This is a genomic window from Rhodobaculum claviforme (genome assembly GCF_016653255.1).
Taxonomy (GTDB): Bacteria; Pseudomonadota; Alphaproteobacteria; order Rhodobacterales; family Rhodobacteraceae; genus Rhodobaculum; species Rhodobaculum claviforme.
On record NZ_NHSD01000302.1, the window covers coordinates 5,389 to 25,232 of the forward strand.

1 protein-coding gene (running past one end of the window) is annotated in these 19,844 nt (G+C 71.4%); it reads left to right on the forward strand.

Features of this window, described 5'->3' with window-relative positions; all coding sequences use genetic code 11:
• A protein-coding gene (locus CCR87_RS13990; protein ID WP_207186649.1) for a putative Ig domain-containing protein crosses the window boundary here: on the forward strand, positions 1-19,844 show its 5' portion. It continues 17,551 nt past the right edge of the window; only the first 19,844 of its 37,395 coding nucleotides appear in the window; the start codon lies at positions 1-3; the stop codon falls past the right edge of the window.

Below are 19,844 nucleotides of genomic sequence, written 5' to 3' on the forward strand. Positions count from 1 at the left end.
GTGACGATATTCGAGGGCTTCGGTCGTCGGAGGCGCGGCGGCTTGGCGCTCTCCCGGCTTCTCAACGCGTCCAGCCTGTCCACCGCCGTCGGCGCGACTGCGGTGCCGCCGCGTCGGTCCTCGGCGCTGACCCAAAGCCTGGAGCGCGGGCTGCACCTGGAGACCTTCGAGCCGCGGATGCTGCTCTCGGCGGACCTGATCCCGGTGTCGGGCAGCATCGATTTCCCGGGGCGCACGAACCTCTACACCTTCGATCTCGCGGAGGAGCGCACGATCCTCTTCGATGCGCTCGACAACGACAGCCAGGTGCGCTGGTCGCTGACCGGCCCCGGCGGCGTGGTGGTGGCGCCGACGCCCTTCACCCAGGCCGACGGCAGCCGCGGCGGGTCGATCCTGTCGCTGGGGGCGGGCACCTATCTGATGGAGGTGGACGCCGTCGGCGACCACCAGGCCGACTACCAGTTCCGCCTCCTCAATGTCGATAACGCGACGCCCATCGACACCGGCCGTCGAATCGACGGCGTGCTGGCCAAGGCGGGCCGCGAGACGAGCCTCTATCGATTCGAGGCGACGGCCGGCACCGAGCTCTATTTCGACGCGCTGGCGCGCACCGGAGGCGGCGCCTGGTGGGTCACCCCGGCGGAATGGACGCTGATCGACCCGGACGGCAACACCGTCTTCGGGCCGACCGCGTTTGCGCCCACCGCGGACCCCGCGCGGCTGACGGTGGCGGTGAGCGGCACCTACACCCTCGTGCTGGAGGGCCACATCCAGAACACCGAGGACGTCGCCTATGGCTTCAAGGTGGAGCGGGTCGTGGACGCGGCGCGCGACATCGCCGTGGGCGAGGCGGTGCTGGGGACGCTGACCCAGGCCGGGCAGCGCCACGCGCTGCGTTTCAGCCTGGCCGAGGACACGCGGCTCTTCTTCGATGCGCTGGCGGCCTCGACCGTCCGCTGGTCGCTGGAGGGGCCGCGCGGCACCGAGGTGAGCGGGCGCGAGACGCGCTTCTCGGACGGGCGGGACGGCGATCCGGTGCTGGACCTGATCGCCGGGGACTATGTGCTGACGATGGGCGATGCGACCGACCGGATCGGCGACTATGCCTTCCGGCTGCTGACGGCCGCGGCGGCCGAGGCGATCGGCTACGCCGAGGAGGTCACCGGCCGGCTGGGCGATGCCGGTGCCGGGGTGGCCGGGGCGCTGCGCCCCTCCGACACGCCCGTCGCGGCGGGGGGCGCGGATCAGCTGTGGACCTTCGACGGGTCGGCCCACCGGGTCCTGAGCGTGGACGACCATCCCGCACTGAACGCCGACAGCTTCACGGTGGAGCTGTGGTTGCGGGCCGAGAACGCGGGGCGGGTGCTCCTGAAGACCTCGGGACCTGCGTGGAACGACGGCTACGGGTTGTGGGTGGATGAGGGGGGCGTGCTGCACTTCTTCGCCGGCGGCGACACCGAGGCCACGCGCCTGTCCGCGCCGCTTTCGCCGGGAGATTGGGTGGGGGAGTGGGTGCATGTGGCCGCCATACGGGATGCGGAGGCGCTGCGGCTGCATGTGAACGGCATGCTGGTTGCCGAGCGGGCGGTCGCGGGCGCGCCTGCGCACAGCGCGGCGGCGGTGATGCTGGGCGACGGGCCGGCGAACTGGTGGCATCCGTCCCAGGCGCTGCGCGGGGCGGTGGACGAGCTGCGCATCTGGTCCGTGGCGTTGTCGTCCGAGGAGATCGCGGCACAGCACATGTCGCGCACGCCCGGCCCGCTGCCGGGGCTGGTGCTCGCGCTGGGGTTCGACCACGGGCCGGACGGCGACGGCCCGGTGGACCGCGCAGGCGCCGGGCTGGTGCCGCGGTACGGCGATGCGCGCGGCACCGAGACGCGGTTGTTCCGCTTCGACGGCGCCGCGGGCGACCGGCTGGTCTTCGTGCCCGAGGGGACGACCAACATCCAGATGCGGCTGTTCGGCCCGTCCGGGCAGGCGCTGGAGTCGCGCGCGCTCAACCCCGTGGACCCGCTGGTCCTGCCCGAGGACGGCCGCTATCTGTTGCTGATCGAGGGGCGGGCGAGCGACAGCGTGCCACGCGATTTCGGCTTCCGGCTGATGCCCAGGACCACCGCCGAGCTGACGCTGGACGTGGGCGCGGTGGTGGAGGGCGAGATCGCCACCGTGGGCGAGGCCCGCGCCTATGGCTTCGCCCTGACCGAGGCGTCGCGGCTCTATTTCGACAGCCTGACCAACCGCAGCGACATCACCTGGTCGCTGGTGGGCCCGCGCGGCACCGAGCTGTCCGGCCGGGCGTTCTCGGCCTCCGACGCCGCGCATGTGGGCAGCGCCACCAACCCGGTGCTGGACCTGCCGCCCGGCGACTACACGCTGCTGGTGGACGGGACGGGCGCGGCCACGGGCGGCTATGCCTTCCGGCTGTTCGATCTGGCGGGCGCACCGGTGGTGGGCCGCGACACCGATATCGAGGTGACGCTGGACCCGGCGCGGGCCTCCACCCTGCTGGCCTTCGATGCCGCGCGGGGCGACCGCATCGCCTTCGCGCAGCCTTCGGGTGATGTGCTGGGCCGGGTGATCGACCCGTTCGGGCGGATGCTGACGAGCTTCAACCGGCTGTCCGCCCTCGGCACGCTGACGCTGCCGGCAAGCGGGCGCTACACCGTGCTGGTGGAGGGGTATGTCTGGCAAGGCGACGGGCCTGTCACGAGTGTGCTGCGGATCGTCGACCAGGGCTCTGAGGCACCCGAGGCGCTGACCGGCACCGCCCATGCCATCGGCAGCACGGTGCTGGGCACGCTGTCGGCGGCGCGGCCGACGGGGGATTATGTCTTTACCCTCGACACCGCGCGGACGCTCTATTTCGACGCGCTGTCGCCGGGGCCGTCCAACGCGGTCTGGACGCTGACCGGCCCGCGCGGAGACGAGGTGGTGAACCGCGGGCTGACCTCCTCGGACGGGCCGAACCTGAATGCCGATGCCGGGCTCGTGCTGATCGCCGGCACCTACCGGCTGCGGGTCGAGAGCCTGACAGGCGCCACGGGCGCCTACAGCTTCCGGCTGCTGGATCTGGGCGCGGCGGCGCCGGTGGCGCTGGAGGCCGCGATCGAGGGCAGCCTCGACCCGAAGCGGTCCACCGACATCTACAGCTTCATCGGCAGCGCCGGGCAACGGATCGTGCTCGACACCGCCTCCCTCGCGGGCAGCGGCTGGAGCGTGACCTATCGGCTGATCGATCCCTGGGGCCGCGAGATCCGGCGCAACCAGAGCATCCTCAACGCCACCGAGATCGTGCTGGCGCATGACGGCACCCACACCCTGCTGATCGAGGGCCGCATCTGGGAAGGCGACGGGGCCATCACCTACACGACCGCGCTGCGCGAGGCCGTGCGCGCCGATGGCGGCACCATCGCGCTGGGCGAGACGGTGAGCGGCAGCGTGCCCGCCCCGCGCGGGTCGGTCGATTACCGCTTCACGCTGGATGCGCCCGCATGGGTGGTCTTCGACGGGCTGAGCGGGGATGCCAACGCGACGCTGCGCATCACCGGGCCGGGGGGCACCGACCGCAGCTTCAACCTGCGCGACGGGTCGGGCGGGCGCAGCTCCACCGCGCCGGTGATGCTGCTGGCGGCGGGCAGCTACGACGCCACGGTGACCGGCAACCAGAACACCCGCCCGGAGTTCGCCTTTCGCCTGCTCGATGCGGCCGGGGCGACCGACATCGGCTTCGACGCGGCCGTGGCCGGAACGCTGGAGCCCGCGACCGCGACCGCGCTTTTTGCCTTCGACGCCGCGGCGGGGCAGGTCTTCACCCTTGCGGATGTGGTCAACACCAACAGCCTGAACATCTGGTGGCAGACCGCGAATTTCCGCATCATCGACCCGTTCGGGCGCCAGCTGGTCAGCACCACCGCCCTGGCGGCGCAGGAGCCGCGCAGCCTGCCCTTTGCCGGGCGTTATCTGCTGCTGATCGAGGGGCGCAACGACGCCGCCGCCGACAATGTCGTCACCTATGGCTTCACCCTGCAGGACCCGCAGAACCCGGCGGTGCGGGACATCGCGCTGGAGGAGCGTGTGCAGGGCGCGGTGGCGCGGCCCGGCCAGCGCCATGTGATGACCTTCGATCTGGCGGCGGATGCGTTCCTGTATCTCGACAGCTTCACCGACGACAACGCCATGCGGGTGCGGATCCAGGGGCCGGCGGGGCTCGATCGCACCTATCGGATGCGCGATGCCGACAGCACCGACTTCGGCAACGCCAACCCGGTGCTGAACGCCCGCGCCGGCAGCTACACGGTGACGGTGTGGAAGGACGGCGCCGGCACCGGCGATTATGACTTCCGGCTGATGGATCTGGCGGCCGGCACGCCCGTCGCCATCGGCGACCGGATCGAGGGCGTGCTGGAGCCGCGACGCGAGACCGACATCTACCGCTTCGAGGGCACCGCCGGCGACAGCTTCCTGATGAACGTCCTGCGCGAGCAGAACAGCGTCCAGGGCGTCTACTGGCGGCTGATCGACCCGGCCGGCAATGTCGAGATCAACCGCCCGCGCTTCGCCGACCGGGACCTGCACAGCCTGGCGCGGACCGGCACCTATACGCTGCTGATCGAGGGGCGCACCCGCGAGCCGATGGCGGGCGCGATCTCCTACGGGTTCGTGTTGCAGCCGGCGGTGCGGCAGGATTTCACCGCCGATCTCGATGCGGTGGGCGGGGGCGCGGGGCTGCAGGCCGCCACCGGGCCGGACGGCCGGGCGGCGCTGGGCTTCAACGGCTTCAACCACATCGTTCTGGACGATCCGGCCACCAACCGCACCGGCAACGTCAGCTTCGCGCTGTGGTTCCGGCCCGACGCGCCGCGCACGACCTGGACGCCGCTGGTCCATTCCGGCGAGGGGGCGGTGGCCGGCCGGCAGTATACGCTGTGGCTGCACAGCGCGGGTTATGTCCACCTCAGCGCCACGACCGAGACCGGCGAGACGCGCTCGATCTCGACCCCGTCGGGCAGCGTCACCTACAACGACTGGAACCATGTCGTGGGCGTTCTCGACCGCGACCGCAACGTGATGCGGCTCTATCTCAACGGGGCCGAGGTCGCGGTCGAGGACGCCGTCACCACCGCCAACCAGGATCATTTCGGGATCGTCTACCGCTCGGCCCTGGAGGTCGAGGCGGGCGGGACCTATCGCTTCACCCTGGGCGCCGACGATGGCGCGACCCTGCGGTTGCGCGACGCGGACGGCAACCTCGTCGATGTGCTCAACGAGGTCGGCGGGGTGCTCGACCACCTCGACAACGACATCGCCGGGAACAGCACCCGCTGGGGCGAGGTCGTGCTGGCGGCCGGCACCACCTATGCGCTCGAGCTGCGCCACTGGGAGCGGACCGGCAACGAGGCGCTGTCGCTGACGGTCAGCGGCCCCGACACCGGCGGTGTTGCGGTCGATATCGCGGCCAGCGGCCTGCTGAAGGGCGCGCCGGTCGTGGCCGATCCCGCCCCCGGTTTCGCAGGCCCGGCGCCATGGAGCTTTGCTTTCTACGACGTGGTCTCCACCGGCAACGGCGTCGCCTTCGACATCGAGACCGCCGGCACCCTGCGCGGCGAGGGGTACGCCGACCTCGGCAGCGGCCGCTGGCTTGCCAATGCGGTGCGTGGCGTGGCGCCGGGCGTGGCGGTGACGCGGCCGCTGCTGCTGGGTGCCTCGCATGAGGCCGCACATCAGACCGGGTTCGAGGGCGCCATGGCGGGTTTCGCGCTGTGGGATGTGGGCCTTGATGCCGATGGCGCGGCAGCGGCCCGTTCCGGCGGCGCGGGCCTGCCCGATCCGGTGGTGCGGCTGGCGATGGAGGAGACCGACGATCCCGCCGCGCCGGCACTGGTGGTGGCCAATGGCGGGCTTGCCGGAACGGATGCGGTGGTGGTGGATTTCACCGCCGGGCTGCAGGGGGTGTTCACCGGCCGCATCGACGTCCCGGGCGCGGTGGACGTGTTCACCTTCACGCTGGACGACGACCGGCTGCTCTACTGGGACACGCTGACCGACCGGTCCGACATGCGCGCCACCCTGCGCGGTCCCGGCGGTGTGCGTATCGACCGGGCCTTCACCGCGTCGGGCACCACGCAGGGCGGCAATTTCGCCTTTCACGCCCCGGCGGGCGACTACACGCTGACGGTGTCGGGCACTGTGGCCGCGCGCGGCGGCTATGGCCTGCGCCTGCTGGACCTGGCCCGCGCGCCGGTACTGGAGATCGACGGCGCGGGGCTGACCGGCGCGCTCGACATGCGCCGCAGCGCCGGGGCGTTTGCCATCGACGCGCTGGCCGGCGACCGGATCTATGTGCGGCTGGAGGGGTTCGGCGTCTCCGCCAACGACGCCCGCTGGCGGGTGATCGACCCGTTCGGGCGGATGCTGAGCGGGCCGCTGGCCGCCACTGACATCGCCGATCTGCGCCCGCAGGTGGACGGCCGGCACTGGCTGGTGCTGGAGAGCCACCGCACCCTCGATCCGCAGGCCACGGTGCCCTATGCGCTGTCGGCCTTCCGCATCGAGGCGGTGCCGGTGCCGATTGCCATCGGCGGCGCCAACCCCGGCGCCGCGCCGCAGATCGTGCCCGGCGCGGTGGGCGATGCGCTGGCGCTGCGCGGGGCCGAGCATGTGGAGGTTGCCGGTGATCCGGCGCTGGACCTGAGCGGGAGCATCACGCTCGAAGCCTGGGTCAAGGTCGAGAGCTACACCAGCGCCTGGGTGCCGGTGATCCACAAGGGCGACGGCGCGGGTGGCTGGGCCTATGGCCTGATGCTGAACTCCAACGGCTCGGTCTGGGCGCGGGCGGATCGCGCCACCGGGCAGGGCGAGACGCTGCAGACGACCGGCGGACGGGTGCCGCCGGGCGAATGGGTGCACATCGCCGCGGTGTTCGACCGCGCCGCGGGCCGGCAGATCATCTATGTCAACGGCGCCGAGGCGGCGGCGCGCACCATGAACGTCGCGGCCGGGCGCACCGTCGCAGAGCCGCTCCTGATCGGGCGCACGAACGAGGATTCCTCCAACACCGGCATGTTCGACGGGGCCATAGACGAGGTGCGCGTCTGGGGCGTGGCCCGCAGCGCCGCGGAGATCGGCGATGCCATGGGCCTGACCCTCGCAGGTGACGAGGCCGGGCTGCGGCTGTGGAAGCCGCTCGATGCGGTGGCTGGCGACGGCACCACGGCGGATGGCGGGCCGAACGCGCTGGGCGGTCGCTTTGTCAACATGATCCCCCAGGGGGTGACGGGGCGCGTGGCCCAGGTCGGGCAGGAGATCCGCTATACCTTCACCCTGTCCGAGGCGCGGCAGATCTATCTCGACAGCCTGACCGCCAATGCCGACATCCGCTTCAGCCTGACCGGCCCGCAGGGCACGGTGCTGTCGAACCGCCGGATGGACCAGGCCGATGCGGTGGGCATCGGCAGCGGTGCCAACCCGGTGCTGGCGCTGCCCGCGGGGGATTACACGCTTCTGGTCACCGGGGCCGGCGCGGCGACCGGCAACTTCAATTTCGTGCTGCGCGATCTGGCTGACGCCGCGCCGCTGACCAGGGGCACGGCGATCGCGGGAGCCCTGGCGCCGGGCAACGTCACCCGCATGTATCGCTTCGACGCGGCGGCGGGCGAGCGGATCTTCATCGACAACATCGCCACCTCGGGCAACATCAGCTGGCGGCTCATCGATCCCTACGGCGCGATGGAGCTTGGCCGGCTCAGCCCCGGCGACCGCACCGACGAGCGGCTGGCCCGCGACGGCACCTATGTGCTGCTGATCGAGGGGCATGTCGGGGCGGGCGGCACCGGGCGCTATCACCTGGCGATCCACGACATCGCGGCGCCGGTGCCGGTGGCGATGGCGGTGGGCGCGCTGATGGCCGCGGACATCGACGTGCCCGGGCGCGTGCGGGCCTTTGCCTTTGATCTGGATGCGCCGTCGCTGCTGGTGATGGACAGCTACCACAACGCCGCCTCGGTGCGCTGGACGCTGACCGGGCCGGACGGGACGGTGGTGGCGGGCCGGCCCTTCAGCCAGACCGACGGCCGGCAGCAGACCGGCGACACGGTGCTGCGGCTGGGGCCGGGGGCGCATGAGCTGCGCGTCTTTGCCATCGACGACACCATCGGCAGCCATCAGTTCCGCCTGCGTGACATCGTGGCCGAGGCGGTGGCGCTGCCCCTCAACGAGGAGCGCATCGCCAACCTGCCCGACACCGGGCGCGGCATCGCCGTTCTGGCGGTGGATCTGCAGCGCAACCAGGCGGTGACGCTGGAGGTCCCCTCGGGTGGGCGGCCGGCGAACAACACGGCATGGCGGCTGGTCACGCCCGACGGGCATCAGCTGCAGACAGGCAGGCTCGACCCCGCAAGCTTTGTCGCGCGGGTTGGCGGCACGCATTACATCCTGATCGACCCCGACACCCGCGACGGCACCACCGACACTCCTTATCGGCTGCGGCTCGCGGCCAGCCCTGTGCCCGCGGCCATCGGTGCCACGCTGGAGGATTTCGAGGGCGGGCCGGGCATCGCCCATGTGCTTCTCAACAACAACGGCCCGGCGGCGGAAGTGGTGGCGGCCGGACGCGCCGGTGCCGCGCTGCGTCTGCTGTCCGACGACCAGCCGCAGCAGCGCAACGGCGTGGCGTTCTCCGCCACCGCCGAGGGGCGGCATGAGAGTGTCGCGGTCGCCTTCGACTTCCGCATCGACCGGCCGGCGGCGGGCGCGCCCGGCGAGGGGGTGACGCTGGCGTGGTTCCCGGCCGCGGCGCATGGGCTGGGCGGGCCGGTGCCGTGGCTGGCGGCGGCGCCCAACCTGTCGGGCGTGGTGGCGGTGGCGCTCAATGTGTTCCGGACCTCCGGCGGGCCGTCCATCGCGCTGCATTACGGCAACCAGCGGGCCGAGGTGGCGCTGTCCACGCTGGGCCTGACGGCCGACGATCTGGTGGAGGCGGACGGTGCGCTGGGGCTGACGATGACGCGCACGGCCGGCGGCACCACTGTCGGCGTGACACTGACGCTGGACGGCGTGGCGCAGACGGTGATCGCCGAGCATTTCCTGGCCGGGTTCGAGCTGGATCAGGGCCGGGCCGCGATTCAGGCGCGCAACGGCTCGGGCAACCGCATGGGTCTGAGCGTGGACAACGTGTCGGTGGCAGTGGCCGGGGCCGTCACCGCGCCCACCGCCGCGCTGAACACCGAACTGACGGGCGCGATCACCGTGGCCGGGGCGGTGGACCGCTGGGCGCTGTCGCTGGAGGCCGCGACGCGCATCGTGGTCGACAGCCTGACCAACAACCCCAACCTGCGCTGGAGCATCACCGGACCGGGCAGCGTGGGCGAGCGGCGCTTTGACCAGACCGATTCCAGCGGCCGGTCGGGCAACACCGTGATCGAGCTGCCGGCGGGCGCGCATTACCTGAACGTCTACGGCGCCGGCACGACGACGGGCAGCTATGCGCTGGCGCTGTTCGATGTGGCCGACGCCACGCCGCTCCTGCCCGATGCGGTGCTGGAGGTGACGCTCGATCCCGGCAACGAGATGCAGCTCTTCCGCCTCGACTGGCCCGGCGATGCAGATCTCTATCTGGAAACGCGGGGGGTGTCGGGACCGACGGCCGACTGGCGGCTGATCGCGCCGGACGGCACCGTTGTGCAGGACCGCAGCGCCTTCAACACCGACATCCTGCGCCGGCCGCTGGCGCAGGCCGGGCCCTATCTGCTGATCGTGGAGGGGCGCGTGGGTTCCTCGGCGCCCAGCACGCTGTGGCTGCAGGCGCGGCAGGCCGGCACCGCCGAGGTGGCGATGGCGCCCGGCACCACGGTGGCGGGGACCATCGCCAACGCCGGTGACCGGGTGGTGCATGCCTTCACCCTCGATGCGCCGGCGCGGCTCCATTTCGACAGCCTGACCAACGACAACGGCCTGTTCTGGTCGCTGGCGGGGCCGAGCGGCACGCTGGGCACATCGACCCTGCAGCGGGCGGATGCGACCTGGCAGACCAGCGCGTCGGGGGTGATGCTGGCGCCGGCCGGCGACTACCGGCTGGTCGTGTCCGGCACCGGCGCGGCGACCGGGGATTTCGCCTTCATCCTGCATGACCTCGATGCCGCCGCCACGGTCGTCTTCGGCGAGACGGTGGCGGCGGAGTATGATCCGGCGAACCGCAGCCGCGCCTTCCGCTTCGACGGCACGGCGGGGGAGGCGCTCTTTGTCGAGTATCTGAGCGGCGCCTTCAACGGCCGCTGGAAGGTGGTGGATGCCTACGGAACCCTGATCGAGAATGCCTGGGCCACGACCAGCATGCAGGAGGTGGTCCTGCGCGCCACCGGCCCGCAGTGGCTGATCGTGGAGGGGACGATCAGCGCCACCGGCACCGCGAACCACGCGTTCCGCATCGTGCCGCTGGCCTCGACCCTGGCGGAGCTGACGCTGAACACGCGGGTCACCGCCGCCATCGACCTGCCGGGGCAGTCGGACCGCTACAGCTTCAGCCTGAGCGAGGAGGCCTGGCTCTACATCGACGTGCAGGCGCCCGATTCCGGCGCCTGGACATGGAGCCTGGGCGGCCCGCGCGGGCAGGAGGCAAGCCGGACATTCAGCCAGTCCGACGCCGATCAGGCCGGCAGCGCGCCGCTGTTGCGGCTGATCCCGGGCGATTATGTCTTCACCGTGCGGCCCTCGGGCGGGGCGACGGGCGACTACGCCTTCCAGATCCTCGACATGGCGCAGGCGGTGGCGATCACGCCGGGCACCCCGGTGGCCGAGCAGCTGTCGCCCGGCAGCGCCACGCGAGTCCACACCTTCGAGGCCGTGGCGGGCGAGCGGTTCTTCTTCGACCGGACGGAGGGGAGCTTTCGCCAATACTGGCGCCTGCTCGACCCCTATGGCCAGCAGGTGTTCGGCACCTCCATGTCCAGCGACGTCGAGACCATCGCCCTGCCCGAGACCGGCCGCTACCTGCTGCTGATCGAGGGGCGCATCAGCCAGGCCGACGCGCAGGGCTATGCGTTCAACATCTATGCCAACCCGGTGCGGGCGCCGATCCGGCTGGCGGGGCTGGAGTATGTGCCGGGCCCCGACCTGGTGGCCGAGGGACTGCGCGTCGATACTGACGCTGCGCTGGTGTCGGGCGGGCCGGTGCCGGTGGCCTGGACGCTGCGCAACGCGGGCGAGCTGCCGGTGGCGGGGCGGTTCGACAACCGCGTCACGATCCGGCGGGTGGATACCGGCCAGATCCTCGCCGATGTGATCGTGCCCTGGGACCCTGCCGCGCGGGGCGACATCGCCAGCGGTGCCGCGGTGGAACAATCGGTGGTGCTGACGCTGCCGCCGGGGATGGTCGCGGTGGGCGATCTGGTGCTGCAGCTGCGGCTCGACGTGGGCAATGACGTCGACGAAAGCAACCTCGCCGGCGATGCCGAGATGAACAACGCGGCCGACCTGCCCATCGCGGTGGCGCTGGCGCCCTATGTGGATCTGCGGCCCGAGGATGTGCAGGTCGCACCGGCCGCCGCCGGCTGGACCCCGGGCGAGATGGTCACCGTCACCTGGACCACGCGCAACGACGGCACCAGGGCCACCGATCAGCCGTGGTCGGAGCGGCTGGTGGTGCGAAACATCTCCACCGGGCGGGTGGTGCTGAGCCAGGACCTGCGCATCGCCGCCGATGCCGGGCTGGCGGCGGGCGACAGCGCCGCGCGCACGCTGGTGTTCGGCTGGCCGTCGGGGCTGGATGCCACGGGCCTTTATGATTTCCGCGTGGTCGTCGATGCGCTGGCGGAAGTGTTCGAGACCAATCCCGAGGGCACCGGCGAGGCCAACAACGAGGAGGTGCTGCGGCGCGCCTCCGCGCCCGATCTGGTGGTCGCCTCGGTGGGGGTGGATCAGGACGCGCCCGGCGCGGGCGACGCGCTGACCATCCGCTGGGTCACCGCCAACGAGGGCGCCGCGGCGACGCCCGACAGCTGGTTCGACCGGGTCCGGGTGCGCAACATCACCACCGGCCAGACCCTGCACAACGTCGCGGTGGCGGTGCAGGACAGCCCGATTGCCGCCGGCGCCAGCGCCGAGCGCAGCGTGACGCTGGCGCTGCCGCATGGCGCCTCCGGGGTGGGCACGATCCGCGTCGAGGTCTGGACCGATGCCGATGCCACCGGGCGCGGGTCGATCAACGAGGCGCGCGAGGGGCTGACCGTCTCGCAGGCCGAAAGCAACAACTTCCTCAGCATCGACATCCTGTCGGAGGCGCGGCCCTATGCCGATCTGGTCGCCAGCATCACCGGCGTGCCCGTGGCGCCGCGCGGCAGCGAGACCGGCACCATCCGCTGGCGGGTGGAGAACCTCGGCGCGGTGGCCACGGACGCCGAGGCCTGGGTGGACCGGGTGTGGCTCTCGACCACGCCCACGCTCGACACCGGCAGCGACATCCTGCTGAGCGAGGTCGCGCGCAGCGGCGCGCTGGCGGTGGGCGAGGACTACGAGGTCGCGGCCGAGATCGTCTTCCCCACCGGGGTGGAGGGGGATGTCTATCTCTTTGTGCAGACCGACGCGCTGCTGGCGGTGACCGAGCCCGACACGCGGGCCGACAACGTGGCCGGGCGGCAGGTGGCGCTGTCCTCGCCGTTTTCGGATCTGGTGGTGCAGACGGTGGGGGCACCGTCGGGCGCCTATCTGGGCGGCGACAGCATCGCGGTGTCGTGGCGGGTGGCCAATGCCGGCCCCGATGCGATGCCTGCGCCGGCGGGGGGGATCGTGGACCGGGTCTATCTCGCGGCCGGCGATGTGCCGTCGGCCGGGGACATCCTGATCGGGGAATTCACCCGCGCCGGCGGGCTGGGGGTGGGGGCCTCCTACAGCCGGGTGGAGACGATCGCGCTGCCGCCCGGGGTGGCCGGGACGTTCCGCGTGCTGGTGGTGACCAACGCCGACGGCGCGGTGTTCGAACGCGGGGCGACGGCCAACAATTTCGCCCGCTCGGGCGGCGATCTGACGCTGTCGCCGGCGCCGGCCGCGGATCTGGTGGTGCGCCTGGTGGAGGGGCCGGACAGCCTCGTGCCGGGGCAGCAGGTGGAGCTGCGCTACAGGGTCGAGAACACCGGCCAGGCGGTGGCGCGCGCGCCCTGGCAGGACCGGGTGCTGATCCGCGGCCCGGGCCTGTCGGCCAGCGGCACGCAGCTGGCGGTGATCGACCGCAGCTTCGATCTGGCGGTGGGCGAGAGCTACGAGGTGACGCTCACGGTGACGGTGCCGGTCAACCTCGGCGTCGGCGAGTTCCGCTTCGCGGTGGAGGCCGACCGGCTGAACCGGGTGTTCGAGGCCGGGCGGCTGGCCAACAACACCGGCGAGGCGGCGGCGGTGCCGCTCCTGCACCCCAACCTGACGGTGCCGGCGGTGACGCTGTCGGACGGCCCGTTCCAGTCGGGCGACACGGTGCAGGTGGGCTGGACCGTGGCCAATGCCGGCGGCGGGGCGGTGCCCGTGGGCTGGACCGATCGCATCTGGCTGAGCCGCACCGAGGGCGTGACGGCCGATGCGATCCTGCTGGCCGAGCGGGTGAGCGACGCGCCGGTGCCCTTTGCGGCGGGCGAGACGGTGGGCGCGGTGATGGACGTGACCATCCCGGTCTTCGCCTCGGGCGCGTGGTTCGTCGTGGTCGAGACGGACGCGCTGCACCAGGTGGTCGAACCGGGGGCCGAGGGCGACAATACCCGCGCCGCGGCGGTGTCGGTGACGCTCGCGCCCTATGCCAACCTCGCGGTCACCGAGGTGGTCGCGCCCGCGCAGACGGTGCAGGATCCCGCGCGGGTGGAGGTGACCTGGACGGTGACCAACGACGGCACCGGCCGCGGGCTGACCGATGCCTGGGTGGACCGCATCTGGCTGGAGCGGATCGCCGGGCCCGCCGGTCCGGCGGTGGTGGAGCTGGCGCGGGTCGCGCACAGCGGCGGGCTCGACCGGGGGGAGAGCTACACCAAGAGCCGCACCCTCCTGCTGCCGGCGGGGTTCAACGGGCGGTTCCGGCTGTTCGTGACCACGGATGCCGATGGCGCGGTGTTCGAGAACAACATCGAGGCCGACAACACGCTGCGGCTCGACGGGTTCTTCGACGTGATGCCGATCCCGCCCGCCGATCTGGTGGTCACCGCCGTGAGCGCGCCGGAGACGGCGCAGTCGGGCGTGCCGCTGAAACTGCGCTGGACGGTGGAAAACCAGGGGATCGGGCAGACCAGCACCTCCTCCTGGAACGACCGGGTGTTCATCGCCGACAATCCCGACGGCACCGGCCGCACCCTCCTGGGCAGCTTCAACCGCATCGGCTTCGTGTCCGCGGGCGGCAGCTACGAGCGCGAGGTCACGGTCGGCCTGCCGCAGGGGTGGACCGGCCCGACCTGGTTCTTCGTGGAGACGCCGGGCTCCAACACCGTGACCGCGGGCATCGGCGCCCCGTTCGAGTTCGTCTTCACCGACGCCGGCAACACCGGCCGGTCCGCACAGGTGGATGTGACGCTGTCGCCGCCGCCCGACCTGATCGTCACCGGCGTCACCATCCCGGCCAGTGCGCCCGAGGGCACCGCCATCGACGTCACCTGGACGGTCAGGAACGACGGCACCGGTCCCGCCGAGGGGCAATGGAACGACCGCATCGTGCTGCGCCCCGTGGGCGCGGCCGCCGGCGGGCGCGACATCACCCTGGGCAACTTCACCTTCACCGGCCCGTTGCAGGCCGGCACCAGCTATACCCGCACCGCGCAGCTGACCCTGCCTGCGCGCAGCAGCGGCACCTTCCGCGTGGTGGTGATCACCGATTCCAGCAATGCGGTGTTCGAACACGACCGCGCGGGCAACAACGAGACCGCCTCGGCCACGGCGCTGTCGGTGACGGTGCAGCCGCGGCCCGACCTGCAGGTCTCGCTGATCGAGGCGCCCGACCGGCTGGACGCCGGCGCCACCGGCGCGCTGCGCTTCACCGTCATCAACCAGGGCCCGGTGGCCACCGATGTGGCGAACTGGACCGACCGGGTGTATCTGTCGCTGACGCCCAACGTCACCAGCGCCTCGATCCTGCTGGCCAGCCTGTCGAACGAGGCCGCGCTGGCCCCGGGCGAGCAGTATCTGAGCCAGGAAGTGGTGTTCAAGGTGCCCGAGCGGTATCGCGACACGGTCTATCTGGTCGTCGCCAGCGATGCCACCGACCGGGTGGACGAATGGCCGAACGAGGGCAACAACATCCGCGTGCACGAACTCTTCGTGGAGGGGCTGCCGCTTGCGGATCTGGTGGTCCACGATGTGGTCACGCCGTTCCAGACCTTCGAGGGCAGCGAGGTCACGGTCACCTACAGCGTCACCAACCGCGGGGTGGGGCCGACCAACACCGGGGCCTGGACCGAACAGGTCTGGCTGACGCGCGACCGCACCCGTCCGCACCCGTCCAGGGGCGACGTGCTGCTGACGACGCTGCAATACACCGACGGGGTGCTGGAGGTGGGCGCGGGCTATGACCGCACCGTCACCGTGCAGCTGCCGGCGAGCCTGGTGTCGGGCAACTACTACATCACGCCCTGGGTCGATCCCTTCGACCAGGTGCTGGAGGACACGCTGGCGGTCAACGTCAACCCCGACGACCCGGCCGGCGTGAACTCCAACAACTACCGGGCCGGGGGCGCGGATGCCATCGGCCGGCCCAATGTGCTGCAGATCGTCGGCATGCCGCCGCCGGTGGTCAACCCGGAGATCCGCGCCGAGATCCTGTCGGTGACCGCCAGCGCCACCTCGGGGCTGGCCGGTGCGGACGACTTCGAGGTCACCTACCGGCTGACCAACTCCGGCACGGGGCCCGCGGGCAGCATCCGCTACTGGCTCGACATCTCGAACATGCCCGAGCGCACGGCGCCGGGGGTCCGCAACTGGGAGATCAGCTCGGGCTTTGCGCCGCAGCTCGCGCCGGGCGAAAGCGTCACGCTGACCGAGCGCCTGCGCCTGCCTGCGCCGGTGCAGGGCAGCTATCTGGTGCTGACCACCAGCACCCCGGGCGACACCGATCCCATCGACGACACCGCCTTTGCCGTCATCGACGTGACCCCGGTCCTTGCCGATCTGCAGGTGAGCGCGGTGGTGGCGCCCGAAACCGCGTTCTCGGGCGAGCCGATCACGATCCGCTACACCGTCACCAACGAGGGTGAGGTTCCGGTCTGGGACCTGACCCAGTTCTGGCGCGACGAGGTCTGGATCAGCCCCGATCCGGTGTTCATCTATGACCGGGCGGTGCTGCTGTCGATCGAGACCGTGTCGAACGCGGTGCCGCTGGGCGCCGGCGAGAGCTACGAGCGCGAGGTCGCGGCGGTGCTGCCGCCGGGCATCGACGGGGCGTTCCATGTCCATGTCTTTGCCAATGTCCGCAGCCCCGGCGAGCGGACCGCCCCGCGCGCCGAGGCGCAGCGCGGCTGGTTCAACATCCAGAGCAGCCGCATCGGCCAGCTGGTCTTTGCGCAGGAACGCTCGCCGCACGAAAGCCCGGCCGGCTCCCACCGGCAGGCCGACCTGCCGGTGGTGTATCGCGAACCCGATCTGGTGGTGTCGGAACTGGTGGTGCCCGACACGCTGACGGCGGGCGAGACGGTGGACATCAGCTTCACCGTCACCAACACCGGCACCCGGGCCACGCGCGAGGACTGGTGGGTGGACCGGGTGTATCTGTCGCTGGACGCCACGCTGGACGAGGGCGATTACCTGCTCCGGCGCGAGGAGGCCGGCCGCGAGATCAGCGCCGAGCATCAGCGCCGCGGCGTGCTGGAGCCGGGCGAGAGCTACACCGCCACGGTGCGGGTGACGCTGCCGTTCGAGATCGCGGGCGGTTTCCACATCCTCGCGGTGACCGACAGCGGGCTGTCGGAGTCGAGCCTTGCGCGCTCCAGCGTCTCGGAGCGGTTGCGCGGCGTGCGCGGCGATCCGACCGGGCGCGTGCGCGAGTTCCAGGGCGAGGGCAACAACACCACCGCGCAGGCCGTGACGGTGCTGCCCGCGACCGCGCCGAACCTCGTGGTCAGCGCGCTGAGCGTGCCCGAGCGGGTGGTGCGCGGCCAGCCGTTCGAGATCAGCTGGACCGTCACCAACGCGGGCGGCCCGGTGCCGTTCCAGCAAAGCCGCTGGGACGATCTGGTGTTCTTCAGCCGCGATGCGCATCTGGACCTGCGCGCCGACCGCTATGTCGCGCAGCACACCCACCGCGACGGGCTGGGCGCCGGCGAAAGCTACACCGTCACCCGCACGCTGATCGCGCCGGGCGACCTGCCGACCGACGCCTATTACCTCTTTGTCGTCACCGACCCGCAGCGGCCCGGCCCCCGCGGCGCCGTGTTCGAAGGCGCCAACGAGGACGACAACGCCACCCGCACCGCGCTGCCCGTCATCTTCGAGATGCCGCCGCCGGCCGATCTGGTGGTGGGCGAGATCGTCATTCCCCCCAACGCCAGCGCGGGCGACGAGATCACCCTGCGCTGGACGGTCGAGAACGTCTCGGACGAGCCGGTGCTGGGCGTGTGGTCGGACAGCGTGTTCCTTTCCACCGACGGCAGCTGGGATCTGGGCGACCGGCCGCTGGGCCGGGTGCAGGCCTCGGGCCCGCTGCTGCCCGGCCAGAGCCGCGAGATGCAGCTCACGACCACCATGCCGGCGATGACGCCGGGGCAATACCGGGTGATCGTGCGCACCGACATCTTCAACCAGGTGTTCGAGGACAACCTCGTCAACAACACCCGCGCCTCGGCCGATACGCTGTCGGTGGCGGTGGAGGAGATGCTCTTCGACACCCCGCTCACCGTGACCCTGGGCGAGCGGCAGGAACGGCTGTGGCGCATCACCGTGCCGCCGGGCGAGACGATGCGGGTGACGCTGACCTCCTCCGAGCCGGGGCAGTCGAACGAGATCTTCGTGCGCCACGATGCGCTGCCGACGCCCAACGCCTTCGACGCGACCTATCGCGGGCCGGTGTCGTCCAGCCTGACGGCGCTGGTGCCGGACACGCGGCCGGGGACCTACTACATCTCGGTGCGCAACTTCTCGGGGCCGGCGGACGGGGCCGACATCACGGTGATGGCCGAGTTGCTGCCGATGCAGGTCAGCGACGTGCGCACCGACCGCGGCGGCGACGCGCGGTATGTCACCACCACCATCGAGGGCGCGCAGTTCCAGCCCGGCGCCACCGTGCGGCTGATGCGGCCGGGGATCGACGAATTCGCCCCCGTCAACTGGCAGGTGGTCGATTCCACGCGCATCATTGCGATCTTCGACCTCACCGGCGCCGAGCGCGGCCTGTACGACGTGGTCGTGACCAATCCGAATGGCGATCAGGCGATCCTGCCCTATCGCTTCCTGGTGGAGCGCGCCATCGAGGGGGACGTCACCATCGGCATCGGCGGGCCGCGGGTGATCCTCGCGGGCGAGGGCGAGATCTACTCCGTCGCCTTCCAGAACCTGCACAACCTCGATGCGCCCTACACGCATTTCCAGGTCGGCACGCCGGAGCTGCACTTCAACCCCTTCGTCTATGGCCTGCCGTTCCTGGAGTTCTTCACCAATGTGCGTGGCACGCCGGACGGGGCCGCGGACGGGCCCAACGCCGATGTGTTCTGGGCGGGGCTGGAGAGCATCGTCAACACCGACGGGCAGAACACCGCGTCGGGCTTCGTGTTCGACACCCCGGCCGACGGCTTCTCGGGGTTTTCGTTCAACGTGGCCACCTATCCCGGCCTGCGCGAGCTGCACGACGAGGCGTTCGACGCCTTCCGTGCGCGCATGGCGCGGGTGCTGCCGGACCTCGACGGGCTGCTGGCCGATGGCCCCGGCGGCATCGGCGCGTGGTATGACGCCGTGGTCGCCCAGGCCAACGAGATCAATCCGGCGCTGGGCGCGGCCATGGCCGCCTTCCCGTTCGAGGAGCTCTACGACAGGAACGCCGCGGTGCCGGGCAAGTGTGAGATCCCGTTCATCCCGTTCCGGTTCCACATCTTCGCCGCCGCCACCTCGATGACGCGCGAGGAATTCGTGGCGTTCCAGCGGGCCGAGGCGCTGTCGCTGCGCGAGGCGATCCTGGCGGATACCGATGCGCCCTCGGCGCTGGTGGCGATTGCCGGGGATCCTGAGTCCTGGGTGAACCTGTATCTGGCCGGGCTGGAGCAGGCCGGCATCCTGCGCGATGCCGACGCGGTGCCGCCGGTCCGGCTCAACCCGAAGATCATGTCGCTGATGTCGGCTCTGGCCTCGGGCATCCTGTTCGAGCGCGCCGGCGCGGAGATCCGCTCGACCGCCAGCGTGCTGGAGTTCTTCGAGCAGCTTCGCGGCTGGTATGGCCATGACGCGCGCCTGATGGCCGACATTGAGTTCTGGGAAACCCGTGGCGGTGGCGAGTGCCCGGAGGGCGAGATCCCCGTGCCCCGGCTGCCGGTGTTCGAGGACTACGACCTCGGCCTGACCAACCGCACCCATTGGGAGGCGGTGCGCATCTTCGTGCCCTGGGTGCCGTTCGAGAACCGGGGCGCGGCGCTGCCGGCGGATTTCATGGGCGGGCCGGCCTCGATCGACGCGCAGGAGTTCGTGGCGCTCGACTTCTCGGACTATTTCGCCGATCCGGCCAACGCCGGGCGGCTGGCCTCGCTGGCTGGGCCGCAGACCTTCGACACCGAGGGCTGGCTGCCGGCGAGCGAGCGGCTGCCCTATACCATCCGCTTCGAGAACGACGGGCAGTCGGGCGTCTGGGCCAACCGGGTGGAGGTCGCCACCCGGCTCGATCCCGACCTCGACGCGCGGTCGCTGGAGCTGGGCGA